Annotated in this window: 24 protein-coding genes; 13 read left to right on the top strand and 11 right to left on the bottom strand. The window is 66.2% G+C overall.

All coding sequences use genetic code 11. The annotated features are described in order from the left end of the window. Window positions 1-122 precede the first annotated feature (122 nt). The 3 genes from BMI01S_RS12170 to hrpA form a co-directional block, all read right to left on the bottom strand. Window positions 123-1,193: a sterol desaturase family protein gene (locus BMI01S_RS12170; RefSeq protein WP_081715828.1), complete on the bottom strand. Its 1,071-nt coding sequence runs from the start codon at window positions 1,191-1,193 to the stop codon at window positions 123-125. Between the two features lie 22 nt (window positions 1,194-1,215). Then, complete coding sequence (locus tag BMI01S_RS12165; RefSeq protein ID WP_036017881.1) at window positions 1,216-2,229, bottom strand: YVTN family beta-propeller repeat protein; 1,014 nt, start codon at window positions 2,227-2,229, stop codon at window positions 1,216-1,218. Between the two features lie 153 nt (window positions 2,230-2,382). Then, the gene (gene hrpA, locus BMI01S_RS12160) at window positions 2,383-7,074 is read right to left on the bottom strand and encodes an ATP-dependent RNA helicase HrpA (RefSeq protein WP_028210098.1); all 4,692 of its coding nucleotides are present in this window, start codon (window positions 7,072-7,074) and stop codon (window positions 2,383-2,385) included. 23 nt (window positions 7,075-7,097) lie between these two features. Here hrpA and argA point away from each other — a divergent pair, with 23 nt between their 5' ends. The 3 genes from argA to proP all read left to right on the top strand — a co-directional run bounded on the left by argA (window position 7,098) and on the right by proP (window position 10,945). Continuing rightward, on the top strand, window positions 7,098-8,483 hold the full coding sequence (argA, locus tag BMI01S_RS12155) for an amino-acid N-acetyltransferase (RefSeq protein ID WP_028210099.1): 1,386 nt from the start codon (window positions 7,098-7,100) through the stop codon (window positions 8,481-8,483). 46 nt (window positions 8,484-8,529) lie between these two features. Then, window positions 8,530-8,805, top strand: a complete 276-nt coding sequence (locus tag BMI01S_RS12150) for an oxidative damage protection protein (RefSeq protein WP_028210100.1) — start codon at window positions 8,530-8,532, stop codon at window positions 8,803-8,805. Between the two features lie 661 nt (window positions 8,806-9,466). Next, complete coding sequence (proP, locus tag BMI01S_RS12145; protein ID WP_154671172.1) at window positions 9,467-10,945, top strand: glycine betaine/L-proline transporter ProP; 1,479 nt, start codon at window positions 9,467-9,469, stop codon at window positions 10,943-10,945. Between the two features lie 70 nt (window positions 10,946-11,015). On the opposite strand, the gene BMI01S_RS12140 is transcribed toward proP, so the two are convergent. From BMI01S_RS12140 to BMI01S_RS12120, 5 genes are all read right to left on the bottom strand, one after another. Next, a complete protein-coding gene (locus BMI01S_RS12140; RefSeq protein WP_028210102.1) occupies window positions 11,016-11,504 on the bottom strand; it encodes a metallophosphoesterase family protein in 489 nt (162 codons plus the stop codon). Window positions 11,505-11,545: 41 nt separating this feature from the next. After that, window positions 11,546-11,923: a cupin domain-containing protein gene (locus tag BMI01S_RS12135; protein WP_028210103.1), complete on the bottom strand. Its 378-nt coding sequence runs from the start codon at window positions 11,921-11,923 to the stop codon at window positions 11,546-11,548. 23 nt (window positions 11,924-11,946) lie between these two features. Further along, entirely contained in the window at window positions 11,947-13,365 is a 1,419-nt protein-coding gene (locus BMI01S_RS12130; protein ID WP_028210104.1) for an FAD-containing oxidoreductase, read from the bottom strand. 367 nt (window positions 13,366-13,732) lie between these two features. Next, entirely contained in the window at window positions 13,733-13,951 is a 219-nt protein-coding gene (locus BMI01S_RS12125; protein WP_028210105.1) for a hypothetical protein, read from the bottom strand. A gap of 235 nt (window positions 13,952-14,186) precedes the next feature. Beyond that, window positions 14,187-14,801 (bottom strand): glutathione S-transferase family protein, encoded by a 615-nt coding sequence (locus BMI01S_RS12120; protein WP_028210106.1) that lies wholly within the window; start codon window positions 14,799-14,801, stop codon window positions 14,187-14,189. A 473-nt stretch (window positions 14,802-15,274) separates the two neighbouring features. Here BMI01S_RS12120 and BMI01S_RS12110 point away from each other — a divergent pair, with 473 nt between their 5' ends. The 9 genes from BMI01S_RS12110 to BMI01S_RS12070 all read left to right on the top strand — a co-directional run bounded on the left by BMI01S_RS12110 (window position 15,275) and on the right by BMI01S_RS12070 (window position 24,627). Beyond that, window positions 15,275-15,523 carry a hypothetical protein gene (locus BMI01S_RS12110; protein WP_028210108.1) on the top strand — a complete coding sequence of 83 codons (249 nt, stop codon included), beginning with the start codon at window positions 15,275-15,277 and terminating at the stop codon, window positions 15,521-15,523. A gap of 345 nt (window positions 15,524-15,868) precedes the next feature. Then, entirely contained in the window at window positions 15,869-16,141 is a 273-nt protein-coding gene (locus tag BMI01S_RS12105) for a hypothetical protein (protein ID WP_028210109.1), read from the top strand. 1,049 nt (window positions 16,142-17,190) lie between these two features. Next, window positions 17,191-18,276 carry a LacI family DNA-binding transcriptional regulator gene (locus BMI01S_RS12100; RefSeq protein WP_042289299.1) on the top strand — a complete coding sequence of 362 codons (1,086 nt, stop codon included), beginning with the start codon at window positions 17,191-17,193 and terminating at the stop codon, window positions 18,274-18,276. A 180-nt stretch (window positions 18,277-18,456) separates the two neighbouring features. Then, entirely contained in the window at window positions 18,457-19,515 is a 1,059-nt protein-coding gene (locus BMI01S_RS12095; protein ID WP_028210110.1) for an ABC transporter substrate-binding protein, read from the top strand. 20 nt (window positions 19,516-19,535) lie between these two features. Continuing rightward, on the top strand, window positions 19,536-20,360 hold the full coding sequence (locus BMI01S_RS12090; protein ID WP_028210111.1) for an ABC transporter permease: 825 nt from the start codon (window positions 19,536-19,538) through the stop codon (window positions 20,358-20,360). 28 nt (window positions 20,361-20,388) lie between these two features. After that, the gene (locus tag BMI01S_RS12085; RefSeq protein ID WP_081715829.1) at window positions 20,389-21,351 is read left to right on the top strand and encodes an ABC transporter permease; all 963 of its coding nucleotides are present in this window, start codon (window positions 20,389-20,391) and stop codon (window positions 21,349-21,351) included. Further along, on the top strand, window positions 21,348-22,400 hold the full coding sequence (locus BMI01S_RS12080) for an ABC transporter ATP-binding protein (protein ID WP_028230468.1): 1,053 nt from the start codon (window positions 21,348-21,350) through the stop codon (window positions 22,398-22,400). The genes BMI01S_RS12085 and BMI01S_RS12080 overlap by 4 nt, the downstream gene beginning before the upstream one ends. Window positions 22,401-22,422: 22 nt before the next feature. Beyond that, window positions 22,423-23,250, top strand: a complete 828-nt coding sequence (locus BMI01S_RS12075; protein ID WP_028210113.1) for a phosphodiesterase — start codon at window positions 22,423-22,425, stop codon at window positions 23,248-23,250. Window positions 23,251-23,412: 162 nt separating this feature from the next. Continuing rightward, complete coding sequence (locus tag BMI01S_RS12070; RefSeq protein WP_028210114.1) at window positions 23,413-24,627, top strand: MFS transporter; 1,215 nt, start codon at window positions 23,413-23,415, stop codon at window positions 24,625-24,627. A 3-nt stretch (window positions 24,628-24,630) separates the two neighbouring features. Here the strand turns inward: BMI01S_RS12070 and BMI01S_RS12065 are convergent, their stop codons facing one another. Then, complete coding sequence (locus tag BMI01S_RS12065; RefSeq protein WP_407668956.1) at window positions 24,631-25,173, bottom strand: ferritin-like domain-containing protein; 543 nt, start codon at window positions 25,171-25,173, stop codon at window positions 24,631-24,633. Between the two features lie 53 nt (window positions 25,174-25,226). Continuing rightward, window positions 25,227-25,388: a DUF1328 family protein gene (locus BMI01S_RS38675; protein WP_028210116.1), complete on the bottom strand. Its 162-nt coding sequence runs from the start codon at window positions 25,386-25,388 to the stop codon at window positions 25,227-25,229. A 184-nt stretch (window positions 25,389-25,572) separates the two neighbouring features. Between BMI01S_RS38675 and BMI01S_RS12055 the strand changes: the two genes are divergently transcribed. Further along, a complete protein-coding gene (locus BMI01S_RS12055; RefSeq protein WP_028210117.1) occupies window positions 25,573-25,710 on the top strand; it encodes an entericidin A/B family lipoprotein in 138 nt (45 codons plus the stop codon). Between the two features lie 224 nt (window positions 25,711-25,934). Here BMI01S_RS12055 and BMI01S_RS12050 read toward each other — a convergent pair whose 3' ends face one another. Beyond that, complete coding sequence (locus BMI01S_RS12050) at window positions 25,935-26,888, bottom strand: EamA family transporter (protein WP_081715837.1); 954 nt, start codon at window positions 26,886-26,888, stop codon at window positions 25,935-25,937. Window positions 26,889-26,912: the final 24 nt, after the last annotated feature.

The raw sequence follows: 26,912 nt of genomic DNA, 5'->3' as shown, positions 1-26,912 counted from the left end.
AAAGGACGGGTGGAGAACACGGTGTCGGCAAAATCGGGGAACCTGGCCGACAGGATAAACCACCGGGGCGCACGGCGGGCAAAGCGCGGGCGGCCGGCGGCGAAGGCAAGCGTCCGGTGCGCTCAGGAGACGGTGGCGTCGTCGCGCGCCGCGGCCTCGGTGGTCTGTGCAGCCTGTGCAGCCGCCCCGGCGCGAGCGAGCGTGCGCAGGCGCCGCGCGATGCGGGCGAACGCATAACCCTGTTGCGCCCAGAAACCCTCGCCATAGCACACGCCTTCGAGCTGGTCGCGTATGCCGGTGGGCTCGATCTCGCGATTGAACGACGCGCTGCCGAACATCATGTCCCACCACGGGAACAGCACGCCGAAATTGCAGCCATACGTGGTGCCCTCATGGCCATAGCCGATGGCGTGATGGCGGCGGTGAAAACGCGGGCTCACGACGAGGCGCTCGCCGAGCCAGCCGAAGTGCAGGCGGATGTTGGCGTGCTGCACGTTCTGCACGAAGTTCGTCAACGCGACGAGCACCACGAACTGGGCCGGCGGCACGCCGATCACGAGCGCCACCGCGGCAAACATGCAGGATTGCCCGAGCACGTCGAGCAAATGGTTGCGGTTATCGCACCAGAGCGACATCTTGCGCTGGCTGTGGTGCACGGCGTGCAGTTCCCACCAGATGCCGTAGCGATGCGACAGCCGGTGGTACCAGTAACCGCAGAAGTCGAGCACCACGAGGTAGATCGCGAACGCCACGAGCGGCTGCGTGGTCACACCCGGCCAGAGATTGTCGAGGTCCACGCTCTTCACGCCCATCAGCCGCAGCGCGCTTTGCGCGCGGTCGAAGAACGGCTGCATCGTGAAGAAGAACAGCAGGTTCAGAACGCCGAGCCGCGTGATCCACGTGTAGAGCGCATCGATCCCAACGCCCTTGCGGTCGCGCCACTTCTCCACCGGCGCGAGCGCTTCGAGCGGGCGCAGCAGCGCATACATGAGACCCACTTCGAGCACGCCGACGATCACCCAGTAGAGCGCGTCGTAGGTGTCGTCTTCCACGTCCATCATGCCGATGTGAAACAGCATCGGCTGGACGACATTGACGAAGAGAAGCGACTGGAGCCACGAGACGAGATCACCGGCGCCCGCGCCGACCGCGTGCCCCGCCTCGGCAACGAATGCCAGCACAGCCGCCGCCATCTCCACGCGCCCCTCTTCCTCTTTATGCCCCGTTCGGCGCCGTGACGGGCGCGCGATCGTAGAAGTAGATGCCGTGCGGCGAGCGGCCCACGGCGATCGTCTTGATGAGCTTCTTCGTCTGCATGTCGATCAGGCCGATGTGCTTCGCGAAGCGGAACGTCACCCACAGGTAGCGCTTGTCGGCGGTGAGTTCCATGTCGTCGGGCCCGGGCATCAGGCCGCTGATCTCGCCGGTCTTTTCGAGCGTTTCCTCGTCGATGATGCTGATGACGTTCGACACCCGGCTCGACACCAACACGTGACGGCCATCGACGAGCGAGCGGAAGTTGTGGGCGGCCTTGCCCACCTGGATCGTCTTGACGATCTTCTGGTTGCGCCAGTCGACCACGGCAACGTAATCGGCGCCGGTCATGCCGACGAGCAGGTACTTGTCGCCGGGCGTGAGCCACAGGCCGGCCGGTGCGGGGCCGACCTTCATCTTCCAGAGCACCTTCTGCGTGGGCAGATCGACCGCCGCGATTTCGCCCGACACCTGGAGCGAAACGAACACGGTACGGCTGTCGTTGGTGAACGCCAGGTGGCTCGGCATGGCCGAGAGCGGCAGGCGCTTCGCGAGCGTGATATTGCTGCCGCCCGCGTAGTTGTAGATATCGAGGCGGTCGAGGCGCAGGCCCGTCGTGACGAACCACTTGCGGTCAGGCGAGAAGCCGAGCTGGTACGGGTCTTCGATGTTCTCGACCCAGTGCTGCACCTTGCCGGTTTTGGGGTCGACGAACAGCAGGTTGTTCGACACCGAGTTCGCGACGATCAGCGCACTGTTGTCCGGCGTGGGGAAAAGGTGATGTGGCTCCTTGCCCGTGGGCACGGTACCGACGACTTCGTGTGTCTTGTCGTCGATGAGGCTCAGCGTGGCTTCGCCCGAATTGAGGACGATGATGTTGTCCGCATGCGCGGACGTTGAAGCGAGCGCAGCGAAAGCGAGCGCGACGCCGACGGCCTTGCTGGCGATGCGGCTGAGAGTTGCGTTGTTCGGCATTGAAGTATCGTTCCCGGGCAGATGCGTGCGTGATTGTAGAACGTCTGTTTGCCTGCAAGGTTGACGTAGGGCCCTTGAAAAATGCAAAGAACGCAGATATGCGGCCGTTTTCGGACCAGTGTTATGGCCCGTAATGCGCGGCCGCAGTGCCGTTCAGCGCTGCATCGACTCCCAGACCTTGTGCAGGCGCTTCACCGAAACCGGCATCGGCGTGCGCAACTCCTGCGCGAAGAGCGAAATGCGCAGTTCTTCGAGCAGCCAGCGGAATTCCGAGAGACGAGGATCGAACACGCCGCCGCGCTGCGAGAGCGCGCGCTGGTATTGCTGCGCGAGCGGCTGAAATTCGGCGGCCTGGCGCGCGTCGCGCGCGGGATCGGCGCGCAGCTTGTCGATGCGCAGCGCGACGCCCTTCAGGTAGCGCGGAAAATGCACGAGCTGCGCATACGGCGTTTCCAGAATGAAGCGTTTGCTGATGAGCGCATCGACCTGCGCCTGCATGTCGGTCGCGGGCGCACCAAAGGCCTTGGCCTGCACGAGCTTCTTCGCGAGCGCCGCGTATTCCGCGAGGATCTGCCCCACCAGCCGCGCGATTTCCTGGGCGAGCAGCGAGAGACGTCCGCGGCCTTCGTCCTTGCGCGCGTGAAAGCTCGCGTCGTCGTCGGGCAGCGGTTCTTGCAGGCAGGCGCGGTCGAGCGCGAGTTCGATCAGCTGGTCGCGCAATTCCTCCTGCGTCGCACGCGTCATGAACTGCATCGCCATTTCGCGCAGGCCCGGCAGATTCTTCTCCAGATAGCGAATGGGCTCGCGCAGCTGGAGCGCGAACAACCGCCGCAGGCCAGCGCGATGAATACGCGCCGCCTCCTCCGGCGAATCGAATACTTCCACGTCGCAATGCGTGCCGCGATCGACCAGCGCCGGATAGCCGAACAGCGTCTGTCCGCCGCGCCGGATTTCCAGCAGCTCGGGCAACTTGCCGAAATTCCACGTCGTGAGGTTTTCGTAGAGGGCGGTGGCGGGCGTCGCTTCGCCGGGCGTCGCTTCGCCTGCTGCGGGCGTGTGCGGCGCGAGGCTCCTCTGCGGTGCTTTGCCGGCTGCCGCTTGCTGCGCCGTTTCGGCAGCGACGCCACCCTGCGCATGCGTTTCCAGCGCGGCGAGCGCCGTCGCGCTCGCGAGCTTCTGAAACTGCTGCTGAGCCTGGGCGCCGAGTTCGGCGCGCAGTTGCGCGAGATTGCGGCCCATGGCGAGCTGCCGGCCGTGCTCGTCGATCACCTTGAAGTTCATGAAGAGGTGCGCGGGAAGCGTTTCGAGCTTGAAGTCGGCCGACTTCAACGCGATCTGCTTCTGCTCGCGCACGTCGGCAATCAACGCCTCCAGCAGGCCACCTGCGCCGAAGCGTTCGCCGCCCGCGCGCCCGGCGAAGCCAGCCGCGTACTCGGGCAGTGGCACGCAATGACGGCGCAGCTTTTGCGGCAGCGACTTCAGGAGCAGTTGCGCCTTCTCCTTGAGCATGCCCGGCACGAGCCATTCACAGCGGCGCGCGTCGACCTGGTTGAGCGCGTAGAGCGGCACCGCGAGGGTCACGCCGTCGCGCGGCGAGCCCGGCTCGAAGTGATACGTGAGCGCCATCGCCACGCCCGACATCGTCATGCGCTTCGGGAACAGGTCGGTCGTCACGCCCGCCGCTTCGTGGCGCATCAGGTCGTCGCGCGAGAGGAACAAGAGACGCAGCTTGTCCTCGGGCTGGCCGCTCTTCTTCACCTCGTCGCGATACCAGCGCTCGAACGACGCGCCCGAATAGATGCCCTCGGGAATCGCCTGATCGTAGAAGCCGTAGATCAACTCGTCGTCGACGAGCACGTCCTGGCGGCGCGACTTGTGTTCGAGCTGCTCGATGTCGGCGAGCAGCTTGCGGTTGTGCGCGAAAAATGCGAGCTTCGTGTCGAACTCGCCTTCCACGAGCGCGCCGCGAATGAAGAGTTCGCGCGCGCGCGCCGGATCCTGCCTGCCGAACGCCACCCTGCGGCGCTGATACACCGGCAGGCCATAAAGCACGCCGCGCTCGAACGCGCTGACCTGTGCGGCCCGTTTTTCCCAATGCGGCTCGGAGAGCGACTTCTTCAGCAAGTGCGCGCCCACCTTCTCCAGCCATTCGGGCTCGATCTTGGCGATACAGCGCGCGTAGAGCCGGCTCGTTTCGACGAGTTCGGCGGCGACGACCCAGCGCCCCGCCTTCTTCACGAGCGCCGAGCCCGGCCACAAGTGGAACTTGATGCCGCGCGCGCCGAGGTAATGCGGTTCGTCGTCGGCCTTCAGGCCGATGTTGCCGAGCAGGCCCGTGAGCAGCGCGTGATGGATCTGCTCATAGGTCGCGTCGGCTTCGTTGATGCGCCAGCCGTGCTCGCGCACCACCGTCAGCAGTTGCGAGTGGACGTCGCGCCATTCGCGCAAGCGCAGATGCGAGAGGAAGTTCGCGCGGCACGCATCGAGCAGTTGGCGGTTGGACTTCTTGTGCGCGACTGCATCCTCGAACCAGGCCCAGATCTTGAGCCATTGCAGAAACTCGGAGCGCTCGTCGGCGAAACGGCGATGGGCCTGGTCCGCCTGCTCCTGCGCCTCGATAGGCCGGTCGCGCGGGTCCTGGACCGAGAGCGCGCTCGCAATGACGAGCACTTCGCGCAGCGACTGCTCGTCGCGCGCGCCGAGAATCATGCGGCCCACGCGCGGATCGAGCGGCAGGCGCGCGAGTTCGCGGCCGAGCGGCGTGAGCGCGTTGTCGTCGTCCACGGCGCCGAGCTCGTTGAGCAGCTGGTAGCCGTCGGCGATCGCGCGCCCCGGCGGCGGCTCGATGAACGGGAACGTCTCGATCGCCGTGAGATGCAGCGACTTCATCCGCAGGATTACGGCGGCGAGCGACGAGCGCAGGATTTCCGGATCGGAAAAGCGCGGGCGCGCGACGAAATCCGACTCTTCATAGAGCCGGATGCAGATGCCGTCCGCGACGCGCCCGCAGCGGCCCGCGCGCTGGTTAGCGGCGGCCTGCGAGATCGACTCGATCTGCAACTGCTCGACCTTGTTGCGGTACGAGTAGCGCTTCACGCGAGCGAGCCCCGTGTCGACCACGTAGCGGATGCCCGGCACCGTCAGCGAGGTTTCCGCGACGTTGGTCGCGAGCACGATGCGGCGCGCGTTCGACGGCTTGAACACGCGCTCCTGCTCCTGCGCCGAGAGGCGCGCGAAAAGTGGCAGGATTTCGGTGTGCGGCGGATGGTGCTTGCGCAACGCCTCGGCGGCATCGCGAATCTCGCGCTCGCCGGGCAGGAACACCAGCACGTCGCCCGAGCCTTCGCGGCAGAGTTCGTCGACGGCGTCGACGATCGCTTCCATCAGGTCGCGGTCGGTGTCGCGCTGCGACTTGCCGCTCTTTTCGCGCCCCGCCGTGCCCTGTGCGTTCTTCACCGCCGGGCTGTCTTCCTGCACCGGCCGATAGCGCACCTCGACGGGATATAAGCGCCCGCTCACCTCGATCACGGGTGCCGGCTTTTCGTCGCTGCCGAAGTGGCGCGCGAACCGGTCCGCGTCGATGGTCGCGGAGGTCACGATCAGCTTGAGGTCGGGCCGGCGCGGCAGGATCTCCTTCAGATAGCCGAGCAAAAAGTCGATGTTCAGGCTGCGCTCGTGCGCCTCGTCGATGATGATCGTGTCGTAGGCCTTGAGCAGCGGATCGGTTTGCGTCTCGGCGAGCAGGATGCCGTCGGTCATGAGCTTGACCGAGGCGCCCGGCGAGAGATTGTCGGTGAAGCGCACCTTGTAGCCGACCACTTCGCCGAACGGCGTGTTCAGTTCGTCGGCGATACGCCGTGCGGTCGCCGACGCCGCGATCCGCCGCGGCTGCGTATGGCCGATCAGACCCGTGCCGCCCGCGCCGAGGCCGCGACCCAGCGCGAGCGCGATCTTCGGCAACTGCGTAGTCTTGCCCGAGCCCGTCTCGCCGCTCACGATCACGACCTGATTCGCTTCTAGCGCGCGCGCAATTTCTTCGCGGCGGCCGGATACCGGCAGCGCCTCGGGGAACGTGATGGGCGGCACCTTGTTCGGCTCGATCACGCGACGCGGCTCACGTTCGCCACGCGGCTTGCCCGGGTTGCCTTCCTTCGCTTCGTTGCCCTGCGGGCGTTCACTGCGCTCATTGGGGGAGCGTGTGGCGCGCTCCGCTTGCGGTCGCGGCGCGCGTTGCGGTTGTGCCGGTCGCGCCGGCTTTTGCTGCGGAGACGGATCGCGAGGCTGCGCATGTCCCGAGCCGCCGGGCGCATCGGGCCGCGTATGTTGCCCACGTTGCCTACGTTGCGTGTGTTCGCGCGAGGCTTCATCGGACGGCGTGTGCCCCGCCTGCTTTTGTGTTTGCGCGCACGTCTCGCGCGGCGAGTCCGGCTTGCGTGCCTCATCGCGCGGCGCGCGCGCTTCGCGCTGCTGCGCACGTTGCGCGCCTTGCGGTGCGCGGCTCGCCTCGCCGCGCGCCGGCTCGCGACGGCGCGCACGCTCATCCTGCGTGTGCGTGGCGGCGGCATCGCCCTGTTTCACGCCGCTTTCGGCACGCGCGCCCGGCGCGTCTTTCGCCCTCGCGGGCTGCGCCGGCGCCTGCTCCGTTGCGCGCTTATCCTGCACGCGTGCGCCGCCCAGCACGCCGCCGCCCATGAGCGCGGCAAGCTTGTCCGCCGACGCGAGCTTTTGCCCGTCGCCGTACTTCTGCGACGCGCTTTTCCGCTGCGCGCCGTCCTGCGCCGATTCCTTCCCGGCCGGGGTGTTGCTGCCCTGCGCCGAGGCAGGTCTTTTGGGTACATTCGACATGGGGGCGCATTATAATCCCGGGCATGAATTCCCAAACCGACCTCGCCCCCGCCACCGACAGCGCGCCCGCCGCCGCTGCGGATCCCGACTCGCAGATCCTCGCGCAGCACGCGCAGTTCGTCGACTGGATGCGATCGGTCGCGCCCTACATCCACAGGTTCCAGGGCAAGACGTTCGTCGTCGCGTTCGGCGGCGAGGTCGTCCACCAGAATCTGCTCAACGCGCTCGTCGCCGACATCGCGCTGCTGCAGGCCATGGGCATCCAGATCGTGCTCGTGCACGGCTCGCGCCCGCAGGCCGAAGAGCAGATGAGCCTGCACGGCGTCGAATCCGAGTTCTCGCACGGCATGCGCATCACGAATGCCCGCGCGCTCGAGTCCGCGAAGGAAGCGGCCGGCGAAGTGCGTCTCGACATCGAGGCTGCGATCAGCCAGGGTCTGCCGAATACGCCGATGGCGCACGCGCACATCAGCGTGGTGTCGGGCAATTTCGTGACGGCGCGACCGGTCGGCATTCTCGACGGCGTCGACTTCCAGCACACGGGCGTCGTGCGCAAGATCGACGCGGATTCGATCCGCCATTCGCTCGCGAGCCGCAAGCTCGTGCTGCTCTCGCCGCTCGGTTTCTCGCCCACGGGCGAGGCGTTCAACCTCTCGATGGAAGATGTCGCTTCGGCGGCGGGCATTGCGCTGCGCGCCGACAAGATCATTTTCCTCACCGAAACGCCGGGCCTGATCGACGAAGATGGCGAGCTGATCCGCGAAATGTCGCTCGACGACGCCTACAAGCTGCAGGAAAGCGGCACCGTGCTCGGCGACGCGGGCTTCTATCTGAAGCACTCGATTCGCGCCTGCCGCGGCGGCGTGGGCCGTGCGCACATCATTCCTTATGCGCTCGACGGCAGCGTCCTGCTCGAACTGTTCCTGCACGACGGCGTGGGCACCATGATCTCGTACGAGAACCTGGAAAGCCTGCGCGAGGCCACACCCGATGACGTCGGCGGCATTCTCACGCTGATCGAGCCGCTCGAAAGCGACGGCACGCTCGTGCGCCGCGGCCGCCACCAGATCGAGCGCGACATCGACCACTTCTCGGTGATCGAGCACGATGGCGTGCTGTTCGGCTGCGCGGCGCTCTACGCGTACTCGCAGGAGCGCATCGGCGAAATGGCGTGTCTCACGGTCTCGCCCGAGGCGCAAGGCTCCGGCGACGGGGAGCGGCTCTTGCGGCGCATCGAACAGCGCGCGCGGGCACGCGGCCTCACCCGCATTTTCGTGCTCACCACGCGCACGGAACACTGGTTCCTCAAGCGCGGCTTCGTCAAGGTAACGGTGGACGACCTGCCCGAAGACCGCCGGCGGCTCTACAACTGGCAGCGCAAGTCGCTCGTGCTGATGAAACAGCTCTGAGCGCCCGCTCACGCCACCCCCACATACGATCAAGGAGAAGCACAGCATGGCCCGTATGATTCAATGCGCGAAGCTCGGCAAGGAAGCCGAGGGTCTCGACTTTCCCCCGCTGCCCGGCGAACTCGGCAAGCGCATCTACGAAAACGTCTCGAAGGAGGCGTGGCAGCAGTGGCTCAAGCAGCAGACCATGCTGATCAACGAAAACCGCCTGAACATGGCCGATCCGCGCGCACGTCAGTATCTGATGAAGCAAACGGAAAAGTACTTTTTCGGCGAAGGCGCCGACCAGGCCGCCGGCTATGTGCCGCCGACCGAAGGCTAAGGCCTGCTGGAACTCTCTCAGGAAGTGCTCTGCGCCAGTCGGTGGCGCAGCACAGCCGACCGAAAACCGCGCCCCGGGCGCGGTTTTTTTATGTGCTTCATGCGCGTTGCAGGCGCAGGAAACGGTTCCATGAAATCGGCGCAATCGCCCGCCACACGGGCATCTGGCCCGCTTCGAGGAACCCCGCCTGGCAAGCGATTTGCAGGATCTTCGGCGATCATGCTACCATTGGGCCTCGTTCAACAGGCTATTCCATCAAATAGCCATCAATCGGCATTCGTCAGTGTTGCGGCGGCGACACTTCCCGTATCGCGGCAGAACGCCATCGCCCCGAGTGCACACATCGCAGAAAGACACGCTCCGTAACGCGGGCTGCTTTTTGATTTCAACGGCGCTTTACCGGGCACCCCCGTGCCGGTCCAGCGTCCTCATGTGCCCTGCCCCCCTTCCACGGCCACGCAGGCGCAACGCTTAAACACAACTCGTCCGAGTGTCGTTTCGCGGCGCTTCAGCATTGCTTTCGTGCGCCTCTTGCCTGGCGCGGCACAGCAGCGGCCGCCATCCGGCGACGCGCGGTGCGCGAAATGTCGTCGCTAACCCGAAACGGTACTCTCCGGCAACCGTGGCGAGCCTCGTCTTACGCTCGTCGCAGTCATTGGAGATGCAGACCTTGACCGCTTCCACTTCCGCCACACCGGCGGCATACGCCGACCTCACTGTCGACGACATCACGATCGTCGACCAGGGCCTTCTCAAACGCGCCGTCGGCGCCATGGCGCTCGGCAACGCCATGGAATGGTTCGACTTCGGCGTGTACAGCTACCTCGCCGTCACGCTCGGCCAGGTGTTCTTCCCCTCGAGCAGCGCGTCAGCACAGCTCATTGCGACGTTCGGCACGTTCGCGGCCGCATTCCTCGTGCGCCCGATCGGCGGCATCGTGTTCGGGCCGCTGGGCGACCGTATCGGCCGCCAGCGCGTGCTCGCGATGACGATGATCATGATGGCCTGCGGCACCTTCGCGATCGGGCTGATCCCGTCGTACCACTCGATCGGCATTGCCGCGCCCGCGCTCCTGCTCGTGGCGCGTCTCGTCCAGGGCTTCTCGACAGGCGGCGAATATGGCGGCGCGGCGACCTTCATCGCCGAGTTCGCCACCGACAAGCGCCGCGGCTTCCTGGGCAGCTTCCTCGAGTTCGGCACGCTGATCGGCTACGTCCTGGGCGCGGGCACCGTTGCCCTGCTGACGGCCATGCTCTCGCACGAGCAGCTGCTCGACTGGGGCTGGCGCGTGCCGTTCATGATCGCCGGCCCGCTCGGCCTCGTCGGTCTCTATATCCGCACGAAGCTCGAAGAAACGCCCGCGTTCAAGCGCGAAGCGCAACTGCGCGAAGCCGAGGAACACGCGCGCCCGAAGCTCACGCTGCACGCGCTGCTCACCCGCCATCTGCGCCCCTTCCTGCTATGCGTGGGCCTCGTGCTGATCTTCAACGTGACCGACTACATGGCGCTCTCGTACCTGCCGAGCTACCTCTCGGCCACGCTGCACTTCAACGAGACGCATAGCCTCTTCCTCGTGCTCATCGTGATGGTCCTCATGATGCCGATGACGCTCGCGCTCGGGCGCCTGTCCGATGCCGTCGGCCGCAAGCCCGTGATGCTCGGGGGCTGCGTGGGGCTCATCCTGCTCTCGATCCCGGCACTCACGCTGATCCAGACGGGTACGCTCTTGCCGGTATTCTTCGGCCTCCTGATTCTCGGCGCGCTGCTCTCGTGCTTCACGGGCGTGATGCCATCGGCGCTGCCGGCGCTGTTCCCGACCGCGATCCGCTACAGCGCGCTCGCCATCGGCTTCAACGTGTCGGTGTCGCTGTTCGGCGGCACGACGCCGCTCGTGGCGGCGTGGCTCGTCGAGCACACGCAGAATCTGATGATGCCCGCGTACTACCTGATGGGCGCGGCGGTGATCGGCATCGTCTCGGTGCTCGCAATGCCCGAAACGGCGCGCCGTCCGCTGCCGGGTTCGGCGCCGAGCGTCAGCAGCAAGTCGGAAGCGCATGCGGTGCTGCGCGGCGCGCGTCTCGCGCGCGAACTCGACGAGGAATACGCCCTCGCCGACGCGGTGCGTGCCGTGCGCGCCTGATACGGGATTAAACCGCCCGCATCGAAAGGCCAGCTTCGTGCTGGCCTTTTTTCTTGCTCGCCCGATAGCGCTATTCGACGAGGTTGACGTGCTCGACGTGCAGTGCGCCGTCGCTTGCTATCGTCAACATCGCCGCCGAGACGGGCAGCCTGAAGCGCCGCGGCCCCGCGCTGCCGGGATTCACGAACAGCACGCCATCGCGCGTTTCGAGCGCTGGCTTGTGCGAATGCCCGCTCACGACGAGCGCAATGCCTTCAACAGCGGGATTGCCTTGCAGATCGGCCAGTTCGTGTACCACGGCGAGCCGCACGCCGCCCAGTTCCACCGTGGTCTGCAGGGGCAGCGCCTCCGCCCACGCGCCACGATCGTTGTTGCCGCGCACTGCGGTAAGCGGCGCGATGGCCGCGAGCGTGTCGAGCACAGCCGCGTCGCAGATGTCACCAGCGTGCACGATCGCGTCCGAGCCCTTGACGAATGCAAGGAGCTCGGGGCGCAGCAGATTGTGCGTATCGGCAACCAGCGCAACGTGCAGCGGACGCAGCGGGTGTTTCGCGGACATGGCGGAACGGCTCGGCTATGGAACAGCGATTATCGCCGCGCTCACGCCTTTGCGTCGTCGTTCTCATTCGCTCCCGCGCCGATATACACCGCCAGCCACACGCTCGGCGCGGTTGGATCGGTCCAGGACACGCGGTGGCGGCAATGCGCCGGCAGGTGCACATAGTCGCCAGGCAGCAGGCGCCGCGGCGGCACGGCCGCATCCTCGAACGCCAGCGTCGCCGCGCCGGAGAGCAGCACCACCCACTCCTCGCGCGCGTCGTCGTACCAGAAGCCCGGCGGGCTCGCCTGCCCCGTCGAGACGATGCGCTCGATCGACAGCCCATCGCGCGAAACGAGCGTATCCAGACGCTCCTTGTCCGCGTCGTGGACGATGCCTGCGAATAGATTGCCGAATGCGGCGGTTAGCGGTTCGTTCATCCGGAAGCACTCACGTGTTGGTTTCAAGCGAGGGGTTTCAGGCCGTCGAGCAAGGTCGGCACCAGTTCGCTCACGGTGGGGTGCACGTGCATCGCGTATTGCAGCGTCGTGTAGGGCGCGCCGGCCGTCATCGTGTCGATGAACGTGTGGATCGCCTCGTCGCCTTCGATGCCGAATATCGCCGCGCCGAGGATGCGTTGCGTCTGCGGGTCGACCATCGCCTTCATGAAACCGCCGGTTTCGCCGCGCTCGCGCGCGCGGCCTACGCGTGACATCGGCATCGTGGCGATGAGCGCAGGCTTGCCGCGCTCGCGCACTTCGCGCTCGCTCAACCCCACGCGGGCAAGCGGCGGATCGACATACACCGCGTACGCGGGAATGCGGGTGTCGGCGCTGCGCGCCTTGCCGTCGAGCAGATTCGCCGCGACGATCTGGAAGTCGTCGTATGACGAGTGCGTGAACGCACCGCGGCCGTTCACGTCGCCGAGCGCCCAGATGCCTTCCACGGCCGTGCGCAACTGGCCATCCACGGCAATGAGCCCGTGCGTGTCGGTCTCGATGCCCGCGGCGTCGAGGCCCAGGTCGTCGGTGTTCGGCACGCGTCCCGTCGCGAACAGCAGGTGCGAAGCATCGAGCGGACCGCTGTCGAGCGCGATGCGCACGCCTGCGTCGCCTTCGAGCGGCGCCACGCTGCGCGGCTGCGCGCCGAAACGAAACGCCACACCTTCGCGCGCGAGAAGGTCCTGCACGGCGTGCGAAAAGTCTTCATCCTCGCGCGAGAGGATGCGTTGCCCGCGCACCAGCACCGTCACGCGGCTGCCGAATCGGCGGAACATCTGCGCGAATTCGAGCGCCACGTAGCTGGCGCCGCAGATCGCCAGATGTTCGGGCAATTGCTCGAGCGCGAGCAGCGTCGAGTTGGTTTCGTAGCGAATTGTTTCGAGGCCCGGAATGGCGGGGATCTGCGCGCGCGTGCCCGTGTTGATGAAAATTTCGGGTGCTTCGAGATCGGCCTGGGCGCCGTCGTGGGTGCTCACGCGCACCGCATGCGCGCCTGAGAAGCGGGCATGACCCTTGAACACGGTGACATTCGGCGCCTCGCGCAGCCAGCGCTCGACCCCGTCACGCGAAGCCCCGACGATGCGCTCCTTGCGCGCCTTCACGAACGCGAGGTCGACGTGAACATTGCCTGCGGGCACGCCACTCGCCAGTTCGCCACCGCCGATTCGCACGCCGAAGTCGGCCGCGTGCCGCGCAACGTGGGCGGCACGCGCGCAAGCGACATACGCCTTGGTCGGCGTGCACCCCACGTTCACACAGGTGCCGCCAAACGCCGCGCGCTCGATCACAGCCGTCTTGCGGCCGCTCTGCCCGAGCCGCACGGCGAGAGGCGGCCCGCTCTGCCCCGTGCCGATCACGATCGCATCGAATCGTTGTGCCATGCCGCTCTCCTTTGCCGTTGTCACGCGTTGAGCCGGGATGCCGCCCCGCAATGCACATCCGCCAGACGCGGCCGCTCGCGCCATCTTACGCGCGCCGAATGGCAACGGCGCGCAGCGTGATGGTGTGCCTCCGCGTGCAGTGCGAAGGCGAATGACGCAGGCGCAAAAAAAAGAGCCGCCTCGCACGACGAGGCGGCTCACAGGGTGACGTCACAACAGCAAACGGGCGAAGCCGCTGCGCGTCAGGGGGACTGTCGAACGCACTGCGCGCTTGCGTCAGGCGTTCGGTGAATGCGTTATTGGGGCTTGGTCTTACCGTGGGGCAAACCGGCGTGCAGTCGCTCGCCCGCGCGATCCGGGCGCCGGATCAATGCGAGCAATGCGCGCAATGCGCAGCCGCGACTTCATCGCGGTCTGCGCTCCACAATTCGCGCGAGCGCTGAAATGCGGCGCGCGCACCGCGCGTAGCCATCATCAGCCCGACTTGCCCCATGTTGAAGTCGAGCGACACCATCATCTGCATCAAGTCCACCATCGGCAGGACCAGCGCAGGCTGATACAACTGTCGTTCGATAAAGGATTTCATGACCCGCTCCCGCTGCACGCCCCGCGTCCTGGTGACGTAAGGCCATTCGATGTTTGTGATTGTATGAATGCAGCGTGCGCTGATAAATGGCTCGTCCGCGAAGTCACTTGTCAAGAATCGCGAACAATGGGAACAGGTGCGCCGGCACCGGGCTCGGCGCGGCACTTTCGCCGGCCGGCCGCAGTGCCTCCTTGCGACGCATTGCGCGATGTGGCTCGCCAACGCGCGTCCGCCTCTAGACGAGGGGCGTGGCGACGAACTCCGGCAGCGTCTCGGCGCGCGCGGAGAGCGCGGCGATCGCCGGGTACCGTGCGGGATCCACGGAACCGGGCAAGATGTGCTGATTGAACCGCCATGCAACGGCCGCCGTGATATCGGCCTGCGTGATGCGGCCCGCGCACAGCCAGCCGCCGCGGCCCGCGACGAGTTGCTCGAGGACCGCCCACGCCGCGTGCATCTGGGCGTTCACGCGTTCGAACCACGGCTCGTGCTGGCGCTCGGCGGGACGCAGTTCGCGCTCGTAGACCTGCTGCACCGTCTTTTCCATGGCCGCGAGCGCGAAACCGTTCACGCGCAGTGCGAACGCGCGCTCTTGCGTTTCCTCCGGCATGAGCCGCCGCGCGGCAGGCACCTTGCGGTCCAGATAGTCGAGAATCAGCGTCGAATCGATCAGCTGGGTGCCATCGTCGTCGATGAACGTGGGCGCCTTCACGACCGGGTTGATCCGGGCAAATTCGCCGTACTGGCGAAATACCGAAATGCTGTGGTGCTCGAACTCGAGCCCGAGGACATGCAGCGAAATCGCGACGCGACGCACATATGGGGAGTCCATCATACCGATCAACTGCATGGGGTTTACCTCATCCTGGAAAAAGGGGTGGGGCGTCGATCTTGCAGTAAGCGCCGCCCCATTTCAAGCGGCATCTCGAGTGTTTTCGTTTTCGACACCCTGCTTTGGGACCACCAGCAAACGGTGTCATATGACGCCGTCCCGCGGCTCGTTGTGCAAAAACGCGCCGTGTCGATGTGCCACGCTCTCTTCTCCGCGCAACGGGACTACATTCGTTACCTGACGTCCGGACTGATGCGTCGCGGCATTGCTGCAATGCAGCGCTCCGCCTCTCACGCAAACGCTGCTTCGGGATGCCGCGCCGCTCAAGGCGCAGCCACGCGCGGGAGTCAAGCGCAGGATGCCGAAGCATTACGCAGATCGCATGAAAGCGCGTTTCGGCGCGCCACATGTGCTGCGGTGCATGGCCGGGAAACTCCTGGATTCGGACGCCGAACGGCTGAGATAGTCTCAATGCACAAGGAGACGAAATCATGAGACAAGCATTCAATGTTGGCATCGTCATCATCCTCGCCCTCCTCCTCGCGAACCGTGCCATGACACGTGTGCAGGCTCACGAGGCTGGCTCGCTCACCTGCGCCCAGGGCTCCGCACTCGTCAAAGCGGAAGCGCTCGTACGAGGATTCGGCGAGCGCGGCGCAAGCAGCCAGAGCGAGAACTTCCTCTCGTCGTGCCTCGTGTCGGGCCAAGGACAGGTCGGCGACCTGATCGCCCACGACTAAGAGGTAGGGGCTGCGGGAGGCGCACGTTAGCCCGGCACGTGCCGGCTGACAGCGCGGCGCGCGAAGCCACGCGCGCGATGGTTGCTTCGGCACCTGCCGCGGCCGCGCATGGTCCGTCAGGTCAACCTTGGGCACCGCACGGGCACACAGGGCTAATCGCCTTCCACCGCGGGGCACTATTCCATGCCCCGCACCGAATAGTCCTGCCTGTTTCCGGGTGTCCTGCCCGTAAATTCCCGAGCGTCAAAAAACGCGGAGCGATCCGGTTGCTCTCGCCTCGAATTCCTTTTGTGTTGCCAATGCCGATGGTTGGCGGCGAGAATGCTCGCGGACCACGGAGAATGTATGAAAGGTTTTGTCCTGTTGTTTGGAGTCAGTTTCCTCTCGGCGTGCACATCGGTGACCGCCGTTAATTCGAGACAGGACGGGCATCTCACCGTCACGAGCCGTGCACGCTGGGATATCGTTTCCTGGAACCGCGTGCGCACGGCCGGACTCCACAAGGCAGAAGACTACTGCGAAAAGCAAAAAAAGCAGTTGCACACCGTGGAAATTCACAGCGAAGGGCTGCATGGCGTGACAACTCAGACAGTAGAGGTAATCTTCGACTGCATCTGAGGCGGCGCTTCACGCTTTCGGCGCCAGCCCCGCCGGACGGGCCTTCCTGTCAAACATGCCAGCCCTCGTCGCCCCACCTCTTTGCTAAACCGCAATAGTTTGTTGTCGTTCACCCTGATACTCAATCCGCATGGGCGCGCTAGACTGACGATACATTTTGTTACGCTTAGAGGCGCGTCATGTTGACCGCATTTTTCATCGCCTGCCCATTCGGTATCGCGGCGTTATTCGGGTTTGCACGGCTGATCAATCCTCATACCGGGAAAATCGGTAATCGTTGAGCGCGCAAGCGCCTCTTTTCGGCACAGCGCTCGACCGAGCTTCGCACTGCAAGCCTCCGCAACTGACCGGTTTTCTTCCGGCAGGCATCGCCGTCTTCTTCCGCTTATTTCTTTGCCGCAGGCACGCCGCCGTGCGTCCGCATTCGATGCGCCGCGCCAGTGAAAAACCCGCGAAGCGTTGAGCCGTCGCGGGTTCTCTGAATCCAGCGGAATCCGCTGAAAGGACATCTGGTGCCGGGGACCGGACTTGAACCGGCAAGCCGTTAGGCGGCGGATTTTCGTCACACTGCGTCTTTCGACGCCGCCCTACCCATGATGGGCGAGCGTTCGTGCGCTGGACTATGCCTTCGCCGTCGCCACGTGCAGCGTTTGCACGCCGCGCGCCGCCTTAGGCGCCCCCCGTCTAGTCTCTACACCTTCCGGGCCCACAGTGTTACGCCGCGGCCGGCTTGGCTCGGCGTTGCCTCGGCGCCTCGCGCGTTATGCGCCTCGAGGCCCAGGGGTTTCGCCGAATTTGAGGGGTTCTGCACCGGCCGTTTCCGGTCGGGCACTCAATCGTTATTTAAGTCCGCTATGTTTACCAATTTCATCACCCCGGCAGGGCGGACGCGATTCTACCATTGCCCGGCACGCGTCCCAAATGGGCTCCCCGGGGCCAGACGATCCGCGCCGGCGGTCCTTTGCCTGCCTGTCCGTCATCTGCAGGTCATACGCCTTTTTCATAATCGGCCCTATCGAAAACGTTTACAACGAGCCGGGGCCCCTCGCATGACGCCAACCATCAAGGATGTCGCCGCCCACGCGGGATTCTCGATTGCCACTGTCTCACGCGCGATCAATGCGCCTCACACGGTCAACCCCGTCACGCTCGCGCGCGTGCGCGAAGCGATCGACGCGCTGAAGTTCCGCCCCAATCCGCTCGGACGCCAGTTGCGCGGCGAGCGCACCCGCCTGATCGGCGTCGTGCTGCCCACGCTGGCCAACCCCGTGTTCGCCGAGTGCCTGCAGGGCATCGACGAACTCGCCGCGGCGCAGGGTTTTCGCCTCATGCTGATGACCACGCAGTACGACGCCGATCGCGAGCGTCACGCGATCGAAACGTTGCGCGCGCAACGGGTCGAAGGGTTGATCCTGACCGTGGCGGACGCAGACACCCACGCGCTGCTCGACGAGCTCGATGCAGACGGCCCGCTCTACGTCCTGATGCATAACGACACGAAGCGTCGCCCTTCGGTATCGGTGGACAACCACCAGGCGGCGTGCGACGGCGTGCGCGCGCTGATCGCGCATGGCCATCGCCGCATCCTCATGCTGGCCGGCACGCTGGCCGCCTCCGACCGCGCACGTCAGCGCCATGCGGGCTATTCCCACGCAATGCAACAGGCAGGCCTTGCGCCCGCGCCGGCGCTGGAGATCGATTTCAACGCGGACGAACTCGCGCCCTCGGTGCTCGCGCATCTGACGAGCGGGCCCGCACGCCCCACGGCCCTCTTCTGCAGCAACGACCTGCTCGCGATGGTCGTGATGCGCGGACTGCGCCGCGCTCGCCTGCGCGTGCCGCAGGACATGTCGATTCTCGGCTTCGACGGCCTCGCGATGAGCGAACTGCTCGCGCCACCACTCGCGAGCATCGGCACGCCGAACCGCGGGATCGGCCGCGAAGCATGGCAGTGCCTGATGGCGCGCATCGGCGGCCAGTACGAGGGTCCGCTCGCGCATACGCTGCCGCATACGCTGCGCATGGGCGGCACCATCGCCGCGATTGCGCATGGACGGGCTGCTCATGCGATGCATGTCGCGCGCGCCAACGGACTGGCCAACCGAGATCTCGAACCCGGCGACGCGCCTTCGTAAGCGCACGCGCCGCAGAAGAAAAGACCATCCGGGCCGCGCGCGCACGCGGCCTCCATCAAACCGCACGTTTTCCGACCGATCTGGAGACCCGCCGTGATCCGACGATTCGCATCTACCGGCCCGCTTTCGCCTTCGCCCGCGCGCGACGTCCTGCGCGCGCTCGCCGCGCCCTTGCAACGCATGAGGCGCCTGTCCTGCGCGCTGCCCTCTGCAGCGAAAAGCGCCGCAAGGGCCGCCGCAAGCACTGCAGCGCTTGTGGCCGGTCTTGCCGCGCTCGGTGCGCCGCTCGCCGCGCAGGCAGAACAGACTGCGATCTGCTACAACTGCCCGCCCGAGTGGGCCGACTGGGCGAGCCAGATCCAGGCCATCCAGAAAGAAACTGGCATTCGCGTGCCGTTCGACAACAAGAACTCCGGCCAGTCCATCGCACAACTCATGGCTGAGCAAAAAAGCCCGGTCGCCGACGTGGTCTACCTCGGTGTCTCGTCGGCGTTTCAGGCGAAGGACAAGGGCGTGATCGCACCGTACAAGCCCGCGCACTGGAACGACATTCCCGCCGACCTGAAGGACCCGCAAGGCTACTGGTTCGCGATCCATTCGGGCACGCTGGGCTTCTTCGTCAACAAGGACGCGCTGGAAGGCAAGCCGGTGCCGCGCTCGTGGGCCGACCTCCTCAAGCCCGAGTACAAGGGCATGGTCGGTTACCTCGACCCGTCCAGCGCATTCGTGGGCTATGCGGGCGCCGTAGCCGTGAATCTCGCGCTGGGCGGCTCGCTCGACAACTTCCAGCCGGCCTTCGACTGGTTCAGCAAGCTCAAGGCCAATCAGCCAATCGTGCCGAAGCAGACGGCTTACGCACGCGTCCTCTCGGGCGAGATCCCGATCCTGCTCGACTACGACTTCGACGCCTACCGCGCGAAGTACAAGGATCACGCGAACGTCGAATTCGTGATCCCGAAGGAAGGCACGATTTCCGTGCCCTACGTCATGAGTCTCGTGAAGAACGGGCCGCACGAAGCCAACGGCAAGAAGGTGCTCGACTTCGTGCTCTCCGACGAAGGCCAGAAGCTCTGGGCCAATGCCTGGCTGCGCCCGGTGCGTGCCAGCGCGCTCTCGCCCGAAGCGGCCTCGAAGTTCTTGCCCGCGACCGACTACGCACGCGCGAAAAGCGTGGATTTCGCCAGGATGGCGGCCCAGCAGCAAGCCTTCGGCGAGCGCTACCTGCAGATCATGCACTGAGACCCGAGCCCCGCACGACCATGCATGACCTCACTTTCCCGCTGCGCTGGCGCATTGCGCTCGTCGCGCCTGCGCTCGCGGTCTTCCTCGCGTTCTGGCTGCTGCCCATGGTTGCGCTCGTGCAGGTGAGCGCCGACGGGCATCTGATCGAGACTTACCGCGCACTGCTAACGAACGGCCGCTATATGAAAAGCCTTGGCGCGACGATTGCGCTCTCGGCCGCCGTGACCGCGGCAACGCTAGTGATTTCCACGATCTGCGGCCTCCTGCTCGCGCGGCACGCGTTCGCGGGCCGCCGCGCGCTCGTTGCGCTGCTCACCTTTCCGCTGGCGTTTCCTGGCGTCGTCGTAGGCTTCATGGTCATCATGCTCGCGGGGCGCCAGGGGTTGATCGGCGCGCTTTCGCTGCGCCTCGCCGGCGAGCGCTGGGTCTTCGCCTACTCGATGGCCGGGCTCTTCGCGGGCTACCTGTACTTCTCGATTCCGCGCGTGATCGTGACGGTCATGGCCTGCGCAAGCCAGCTCGACGGCTCGCTCGAAGAGGCCGCGCGTTCACTGGGTGCATCGTCGTGGCGCGTGCTCTGCGACGTGATCCTGCCCGCGCTCGCGCCCGGCCTCGTCGCCGCGGGTGCAATCTGTTTCGCAACCGCGATGGGCGCGTTCGGCACGGCCTTCACGCTCGCCACCGACATCGACGTCCTGCCGATGACCATCTATACCGAGTTCACCCTGAACGCCAACATGGTGACGGCCGCCGGCCTTTCCATCGTGCTCGGCCTCGTCACGTGGGCGGTGCTCACGCTGGCGCGCAACGTGACAGGCGCGGCCGTCGCAGCGACGGCATGAGCGCACCGCGGTTTTCGAGGACTCCCAAATGAATTCGCTCGCCAAACCCGCCACGCCCGGCACTCGAGCCATGCAAACTGCGCAGGAGGCACACGACGCGCCGGATAGCCCGCCAGGCGCGCCGCGCCGGCTCGCCCTGCCCTCGGCGCGTGCGTGGCTCGCGTGCGCGCAATGGCTCGTGATGCTCGCCACCTGCGCGTTTCTCATCGTGCCCGTGGTGATGTCGATCGTCGCGGGTCTCACGGTCAACTACTTTCGCGGCGTGGCGAGCGGACTCACGCTGCGCTGGCTCGATGAGGTCTGGACGCAGTATCACGCGAGCGTGTTCCTCTCGCTCGAAGTCGCCGCTGCCACGCTCGCCGTGACGCTCGTCACCGGCGTGCCTGCGGGCTATGCGCTCGCGCGCAGCCGCACGCGCCTCTCGCGTGTGATCGAAGAGCTGCTCGTGCTGCCCGTGGCGCTACCAGGCCTCGCCTCGGCGCTCGCGCTGCTTGTGGTGTACGGCGGCTTCAGCGCGTTTCGCATGAGCGCGGCGTTCATCGTCGTCGGTCACGTCGTGTTCACGCTGCCGTTCATGGTGCGCCCCGTAGCGGCCGTGTGTGCATCGGCGGATCTGCGCACGCTCGAAGAAGGCGCGGCGAGCCTCGGCGCGACCTTCTGGCAGCGCTTCACGACAATCGTCCTGCCCAACGCGCGGCCCGGCATCGTGGCGGGCGCCCTTGCCGTGCTCACGCTTTCGATCGGCGAATTCAATCTCACCTGGATGCTGCATACGCCCGACACCAGGACACTGCCCGTCGGCCTCGCGGATACCTACGCGTCGCTGCGCATCGAAGTGGGCAGCGCCTACACGATTCTGTTCTTCCTCATGACCATGCCGTTGCTCGTGGCCATGCAATGGCTCGGCGTGGAGGTACCCGGTGCGTCCGGAAAACCATCCGCCAGGCGGCGTGTGGCGGCTACGCAAAAGAACAACAAGGACTCCGAATGAAACTCGAACCGATTCCGATTACGCTCACGCGCTGCGCAAAGACCTTTCGCGGCACGCGTGTGCTCGAACCGCTCGATCTCACGATCGGCGCGGGCGAAACGCTCGTGCTGCTCGGGCCTTCCGGCTGCGGCAAGACCACCACGCTGCGCATGATCGCGGGACTGGAAACACCCGATGCCGGCGGCCGCGTCGCCTTCGGCGAAGAGGACGTGACCGCGCAGCCCATCGAGCGGCGCAAAGTCGGCATGGTGTTCCAGAACTACGCGCTCTTTCCCAACCTCGACGTGCGCGGCAACATCGGCTACGGCCTGAAGATCCAGCGCGTTCCCGCCGCCGACGCACGCGCTCGCGTCGACGAACTGCTCGCGATGATGCGGCTCGAAGCGCACGCGACCAAGCCCATTCATCAACTTTCGGGCGGCCAGCGCCAGCGTGTCGCGCTCGCACGCGCGCTCGCGCCGCGCCCGCGCGTGCTGCTGCTCGACGAGCCGCTGACGGCGCTCGATGCGCGCCTGCGCGACACCTTGCGCGGCGAGATGAACGCGCTGCTGCGCGAATTGGGCGTGACGACCGTCTATGTCACGCACGACCAGGCCGAGGCAATGGAACTGGGCGACCGTATCGTGGTGATGAGCGCGGGGCGCATCGAGCAGATCGGCACCCCGCGCGAGATCTACTACCAGCCGGCGAGCCGCGCGGTCGCGCAATTCATCGGCACGCTCAACCGTATCGCAGGACAATGGCAAGATGGCATGCTGCGCACCAATGGCGGCGCGGTGGGAGCCGTCGCGCGCCAAAAGACGGACGACACCGCCGGCATCGCGGAACTCTATTTCCGCCCCGAAGACGCGACGCTCGTCGACCCGGCCGCCGCGCAATTGCGCGGTGTGATCGAACGGGCGACCTTTCTCGGCGAGCGCACGCGCCTCACGATCGGCGGCGCCGCGCCCGACGCGCTGCTCGTCGACGTGCCGGGCCGCGTCGAGCTCGCGCACGGCACGCCGGTCGGCATCTCCATCGCCGCTGAAGCGCTGATTGCGCTCGCCTGAAACTTTCAAGTCGAGGACTCCCATGCTGCTCGCCCAGATCAGCGACCTGCACATCAAGCCGCCTGGCGCGCTCGCCTATCGCCGCGTCGATACGGCGGCGAGTCTCGCGCGCACCATCGCGCGGCTGAACGCGCTCACGCCGCGCCCGGACGCCGTGCTCATGACCGGCGACCTGGTCGATCGCGGCTCGGTCGAGGAATACCAGCACCTCAAGACGCTGCTCGACAGGCTCGAGATTCCGTACTGGCTGCTGATCGGCAACCATGATGCGCGTGGGCCGCTGCGCGAAGTGTTTGCCGAGCGGCCGGAACTGCGCCAAGGCGGCGAGTTCGTTCAGTACGCGGCGAACGTGGGCCCGCTGCGCGTGATCGCGCTCGACTCGATGCAGCCTGGGCAAAGCGCGGGCACGCTCTGCGAAACGCGGCTCGCGTGGCTCGCCGAGCAACTCGACGCCGCGCGCGGCCAGCCCGTGGTCGTCGCGTTGCACCACCCGCCGTTCGATTGCGGCATCGGCCACATGGATGCGATGCGGCTCGATGCGACCGCGGCGCGAGCGCTCGAAGCGCTCATCGCCCGGCATCCCAACGTCGAGCGCGTGCTGTGCGGTCACGTGCACCGTCCCATGTTCGTGCGCTTCGGCGGCACGATCGCCGCGGCCGTGCCCGCGCCCGCGCATCAGGTCACGCTCGACCTTGCGCCCGATGCGCCCTCGACCTTCACGCTCGAGCCACCCGCCTTCGCACTGCATCGTTACGAGCCGCAGCGCGGGATCGTGACGCACCACGGGTATGTCGATACATTCGACGGCCCGTACCCGTTCTACGAACCTTCCGGCGAATTGATCGACTGACTAAGCGACTGACTGCGCGGCTGAATGTGCCTGCCGGCGAATGCGCCCGCGCAGGCGCACCGGCACGCACACCGCGCGCCAGCGCGATTGCGCGCGCTCCGGTATGATCGGCACGCTCGAAGCCAGCCTTTCGTATCGACGGGCGCCGCCCGCATTGCGCACATGTCCACACCCGAATCCGCAGCCGCCGACGAAAGCCGGTCGCTGTCCGGCCTGCTGCTCCTGCTCGCGATCATCGCGGGCGTGACGGTGGCGAACATCTACTTCAACCAGCCGCTGCTCGACGATTTCCGCAAGAGCTTCCCGGCCGGCGCGGCATGGATCGGCGCCGTGCCTGCGGGCACCCAGCTCGGCTACGCGGCCGGCATGCTGCTGCTCGCGCCGCTGGGCGACCGCTTCGACCGCAAACGCATCATCCTCCTGCAGACGGCCGGCTTGTGCGTCGCCCTGCTCGTAGCCGCCACCGCGCCCTCGCTCGCCGTGCTGGTCGGCGCAAGCCTCGCGATCGGCATACTCGCCACGATCGCGCAGCAGGCCGTGCCGTTCTCGGCGGAGCTCGCGCCGCCCGAAGTGCGTGGCCGCGCGGTGGGCACCGTCATGAGCGGCCTCCTGCTCGGCATCCTGCTCGCGCGCACCGCGGCGGGCTTTGTCGGTCAGTACTTCGGCTGGCGCGCGGTGTTCGGGGCGTCGATCGTCGCGCTGCTGGCGCTCGCGGTCGTGATCGTGAAGAAACTGCCGAAGAGCCAGCCGACTTCGACGCTCGGCTACGGCAAGCTGCTCGGCTCGATGTGGCATCTCGTGCTCGAGTTACCGGGCTTGCGCGAAGCGTCCGCAACGGGTGCATGCCTGTTCGCCGCGTTCAGTCTCTTCTGGCCCGTGCTCACGCTGCTGCTCGCGGGCGAGCCGTTCCATCTCGGGCCGCAGGCGGCGGGGCTGTTCGGCATCGTCGGCGCGGCGGGCGCGCTGGCCGCGCCGGTCGCGGGCCGCTCCGCCGACAAGCGCGGGCCGCGCGCGGTCATCACGCTGTCGATCGCGCTGATGGCCGTCGCGTTCGTCATCTTCGCGCTCTCGGGCAAGAGCCTGATCGGCCTCGTGATCGGCGTGATCGTCCTCGACGTCGGCGTGCAGGCCGCGCAGATCTCGAACCAGTCGCGCATCTACGCGTTGCGGCCCGAAGCGCGCAGCCGCGTGAACACCGTCTTCATGGTGTGCTACTTCATCGGCGGCGCAACGGGCGCCGCCGTGGGCGTGAGCGCCTGGCGCGCGTTCGGCTGGATCGGCGTGTGCGGGGCCGGTCTCGCATTCACCGCGCTCGCGGGCTGGATTCACTATGCAACGCGCCCGCGCGCAGCCGAAGGCGCACAGGCTTCGTCGTGAGCGCTACTTGCGTGCATAGAGCAAATCGGTCATGTCGTCGGCGTGCTCCTCCTCTGTTGCGAGGATCTCCTCGAAGATGCGCCGCGTCGTGGTGTCGTCATGGCCGAGATAGTGGATGATCGCGCGATAGCTTTCTATCGCGATGCGCTCCGCGATGAGGTTCTCGCGGATCATGTCTCTGAGGTCGGTGCCTTCCTTGTATTCCGAGTGCGATCGTCCGAGCAGCGTCGCCGGCGAGAAGTCGGGCTCGCCGCCTAGCTGCACGATGCGCGCGGCAAGCATGTCGGCGTGCTGCTGCTCCTCGTTCGCATGCTGGAGAAACTCAGCAGCCACCGACTCGGACTCGATACCCTTCGCCATGAAATGGTGCCGCTTGTAGCGCAGCACGCACACGAGTTCCGTCGCGAGCGCATCGTTGAGCAGCTTGAGCACGGTCTCGCGGTTCGCGGGGTAGTCCGGCGTGACCGGCCCCTGGTCGAGATTGCTGCGCGCCTCGTTACGCACGCGCTTGAGGTCGAACTCGAACGTAGCCTGTGTCTTCGACATCTGAATCTCCTTGCTGGATGACATGCATGAATGGGTTTTACATGGGACGCGCGCTATCCACGCATGACGCCCAGCAGCAGCGTGACCACGAAGACCACGAGGAAAATGTAGAACAGGATCCTGGCGATCTCAGCCGCGCCCGCTGCAATGCCCGTGAAGCCGAAGACGGCTGCGATGATCGCAATGATGAAAAACACGATGGCGTAATGAAGCATGGGTAGTCCTCCTCATCCCTTGATCATCCGTCGTCATTCTCTCGGGCGGATATGCTGCGCTGTGTCGCGCGTGCGCCTGCGCTTGAGCAAACACCGGACCCGGCCGCGCGCGCAAGCCGCACACATGACCGGGCACGCGCGATGCTTGACAGTCGTCTCCTTTGGCACCGTGGAGGACTTCCTCATGAAACGCATGATTGCCCTCTTTCTGATTACCGCTTCGATGGCAGCGCTCGCGGCCTGCAACACGATGGCGGGCGCCGGCGAGGATGTATCCGCAGGCGGTCACGCCCTCACGAACTCGGCGGAAAAGGCGAAATAGTCACCGGTGAACGGTAAAGCCACCGGCATGACCACCCATTGCGGGTGCCACGAGTCTTCGGAGCGTGCGCAGATGCCCGCGTGCATGCCGGATCAACGCGATGCGTTCGCGGCCGCGCCTGCATAAATTGCACGGCGCGATGCCGCGTGCGTCGCGTGTCGCGTGAGCGGATTGCGGGTGCGCGCGACGATAGCGGCGCGCGGTGACGGGTGGCGCGTGAGCGCTCAGGAAGTGCGGCGGCGGTCGTCGAACAGGAACGACAACCCCACGCTGCCGAGAATCAGCACGGTCGCGACGATGGTGCCGCCCGTGACCGCCTCGCCGAGCAACAGCGCGCCGAGGGCGACGGCAACGACCGGATTCACGTACATGCAGCTGCTCGCGACGAGGGGGCTGGTGTGCCGGATCAGGTAGCCGTAGGCGACATACGCTGCCATCGTGCCGATCAGGAGCAGATAGAGGAACGCAACGAGCGGCAGGACATGAAGCTCCGCCATGCGTTCGCCGCTGATCAACGCGACCGCCGTCGACATGGCGCCGCCCAGTCCGATCTGCAGCGCCGTGGCGAGAAAGAGATCGGAGGGCAACGCGAGATGCCCCGCCAGATGGGCGCCGATCGCCCAGAAAAGGGCGCCGCACAGAATGGCGAGACTGCCGCCCGCCGAGCCCGAGGCGCCGCCGCCATGGCTCAGGATCGCGATGCCCACGAGGCCGAGCGCGACCGCCGCCCACTCGGCCTTCGCAACGCGCCGCCCGGTGACGGCCGAAATCACTGTCGCGAAGAGCGGAACCGTGGCGACCATCACGGCCGCCGTGCCGGTGCCCACGGTCCGCATGCCGTAGGCGAGCATGCCGCTCGACAGCCCTACGAGCAGCGTGCCCACCACGCCCGCGTTGCGCACTTCGATCAGCGTCGGCATGACGGGTCGTCGGCGCATCGCGAAGACGAAGAGACCCACCCCGGCGAGCAGGTTGCGCAGACCGGAAAGCAGGAGCGGCGGGAACGCATCGAGCGCGACTTTCACGCCGAGATACGTCGAGCCCCAGACGAAGTAGACGACGGCAAGCGAGAGCGCGACGCGCCCGCCGCGCGATTGTGGCAGCCGCACACGGCGCACGAGACGCCATGACGCCGCCGCGGCAAGGGAAGCCGCTTCGAGGAACGAACGGAAAGACATGCGCGAAGGCACACGCGGGGGCAT

The organism is Paraburkholderia mimosarum LMG 23256 = NBRC 106338 (genome assembly GCF_000739815.1).
Taxonomy (GTDB): Bacteria; Pseudomonadota; Gammaproteobacteria; order Burkholderiales; family Burkholderiaceae; genus Paraburkholderia; species Paraburkholderia mimosarum.
The sequence above is the reverse complement of the archived record's forward strand: the minus strand, read 5'-3'. Positions and strand labels throughout refer to the sequence as shown.

Excerpts from the sequence above, each read along its gene's own strand:
- BMI01S_RS12170 (WP_081715828.1), bottom strand. The coding sequence starts at position 1,193 with ATGGCGGCGGCTGTGCTGGCATTCGTTGCCGAGGCGGGGCACGCGGTC.
- BMI01S_RS12165 (WP_036017881.1), bottom strand. The coding sequence starts at position 2,229 with ATGCCGAACAACGCAACTCTCAGCCGCATCGCCAGCAAGGCCGTCGGC.
- hrpA (WP_028210098.1), bottom strand. The coding sequence starts at position 7,074 with ATGTCGAATGTACCCAAAAGACCTGCCTCGGCGCAGGGCAGCAACACC.
- argA (WP_028210099.1), top strand. The coding sequence starts at position 7,098 with ATGAATTCCCAAACCGACCTCGCCCCCGCCACCGACAGCGCGCCCGCC.
- BMI01S_RS12150 (WP_028210100.1), top strand. The coding sequence starts at position 8,530 with ATGGCCCGTATGATTCAATGCGCGAAGCTCGGCAAGGAAGCCGAGGGT.
- proP (WP_154671172.1), top strand. The coding sequence starts at position 9,467 with ATGCAGACCTTGACCGCTTCCACTTCCGCCACACCGGCGGCATACGCC.
- BMI01S_RS12140 (WP_028210102.1), bottom strand. The coding sequence starts at position 11,504 with ATGTCCGCGAAACACCCGCTGCGTCCGCTGCACGTTGCGCTGGTTGCC.
- BMI01S_RS12135 (WP_028210103.1), bottom strand. The coding sequence starts at position 11,923 with ATGAACGAACCGCTAACCGCCGCATTCGGCAATCTATTCGCAGGCATC.
- BMI01S_RS12130 (WP_028210104.1), bottom strand. The coding sequence starts at position 13,365 with ATGGCACAACGATTCGATGCGATCGTGATCGGCACGGGGCAGAGCGGG.
- BMI01S_RS12125 (WP_028210105.1), bottom strand. The coding sequence starts at position 13,951 with ATGAAATCCTTTATCGAACGACAGTTGTATCAGCCTGCGCTGGTCCTG.
- BMI01S_RS12120 (WP_028210106.1), bottom strand. The coding sequence starts at position 14,801 with ATGCAGTTGATCGGTATGATGGACTCCCCATATGTGCGTCGCGTCGCG.
- BMI01S_RS12110 (WP_028210108.1), top strand. The coding sequence starts at position 15,275 with ATGAGACAAGCATTCAATGTTGGCATCGTCATCATCCTCGCCCTCCTC.
- BMI01S_RS12105 (WP_028210109.1), top strand. The coding sequence starts at position 15,869 with ATGAAAGGTTTTGTCCTGTTGTTTGGAGTCAGTTTCCTCTCGGCGTGC.
- BMI01S_RS12100 (WP_042289299.1), top strand. The coding sequence starts at position 17,191 with ATGACGCCAACCATCAAGGATGTCGCCGCCCACGCGGGATTCTCGATT.
- BMI01S_RS12095 (WP_028210110.1), top strand. The coding sequence starts at position 18,457 with ATGAGGCGCCTGTCCTGCGCGCTGCCCTCTGCAGCGAAAAGCGCCGCA.
- BMI01S_RS12090 (WP_028210111.1), top strand. The coding sequence starts at position 19,536 with ATGCATGACCTCACTTTCCCGCTGCGCTGGCGCATTGCGCTCGTCGCG.
- BMI01S_RS12085 (WP_081715829.1), top strand. The coding sequence starts at position 20,389 with ATGAATTCGCTCGCCAAACCCGCCACGCCCGGCACTCGAGCCATGCAA.
- BMI01S_RS12080 (WP_028230468.1), top strand. The coding sequence starts at position 21,348 with ATGAAACTCGAACCGATTCCGATTACGCTCACGCGCTGCGCAAAGACC.
- BMI01S_RS12075 (WP_028210113.1), top strand. The coding sequence starts at position 22,423 with ATGCTGCTCGCCCAGATCAGCGACCTGCACATCAAGCCGCCTGGCGCG.
- BMI01S_RS12070 (WP_028210114.1), top strand. The coding sequence starts at position 23,413 with ATGTCCACACCCGAATCCGCAGCCGCCGACGAAAGCCGGTCGCTGTCC.
- BMI01S_RS12065 (WP_407668956.1), bottom strand. The coding sequence starts at position 25,173 with ATGTCGAAGACACAGGCTACGTTCGAGTTCGACCTCAAGCGCGTGCGT.
- BMI01S_RS38675 (WP_028210116.1), bottom strand. The coding sequence starts at position 25,388 with ATGCTTCATTACGCCATCGTGTTTTTCATCATTGCGATCATCGCAGCC.
- BMI01S_RS12055 (WP_028210117.1), top strand. The coding sequence starts at position 25,573 with ATGAAACGCATGATTGCCCTCTTTCTGATTACCGCTTCGATGGCAGCG.
- BMI01S_RS12050 (WP_081715837.1), bottom strand. The coding sequence starts at position 26,888 with ATGTCTTTCCGTTCGTTCCTCGAAGCGGCTTCCCTTGCCGCGGCGGCG.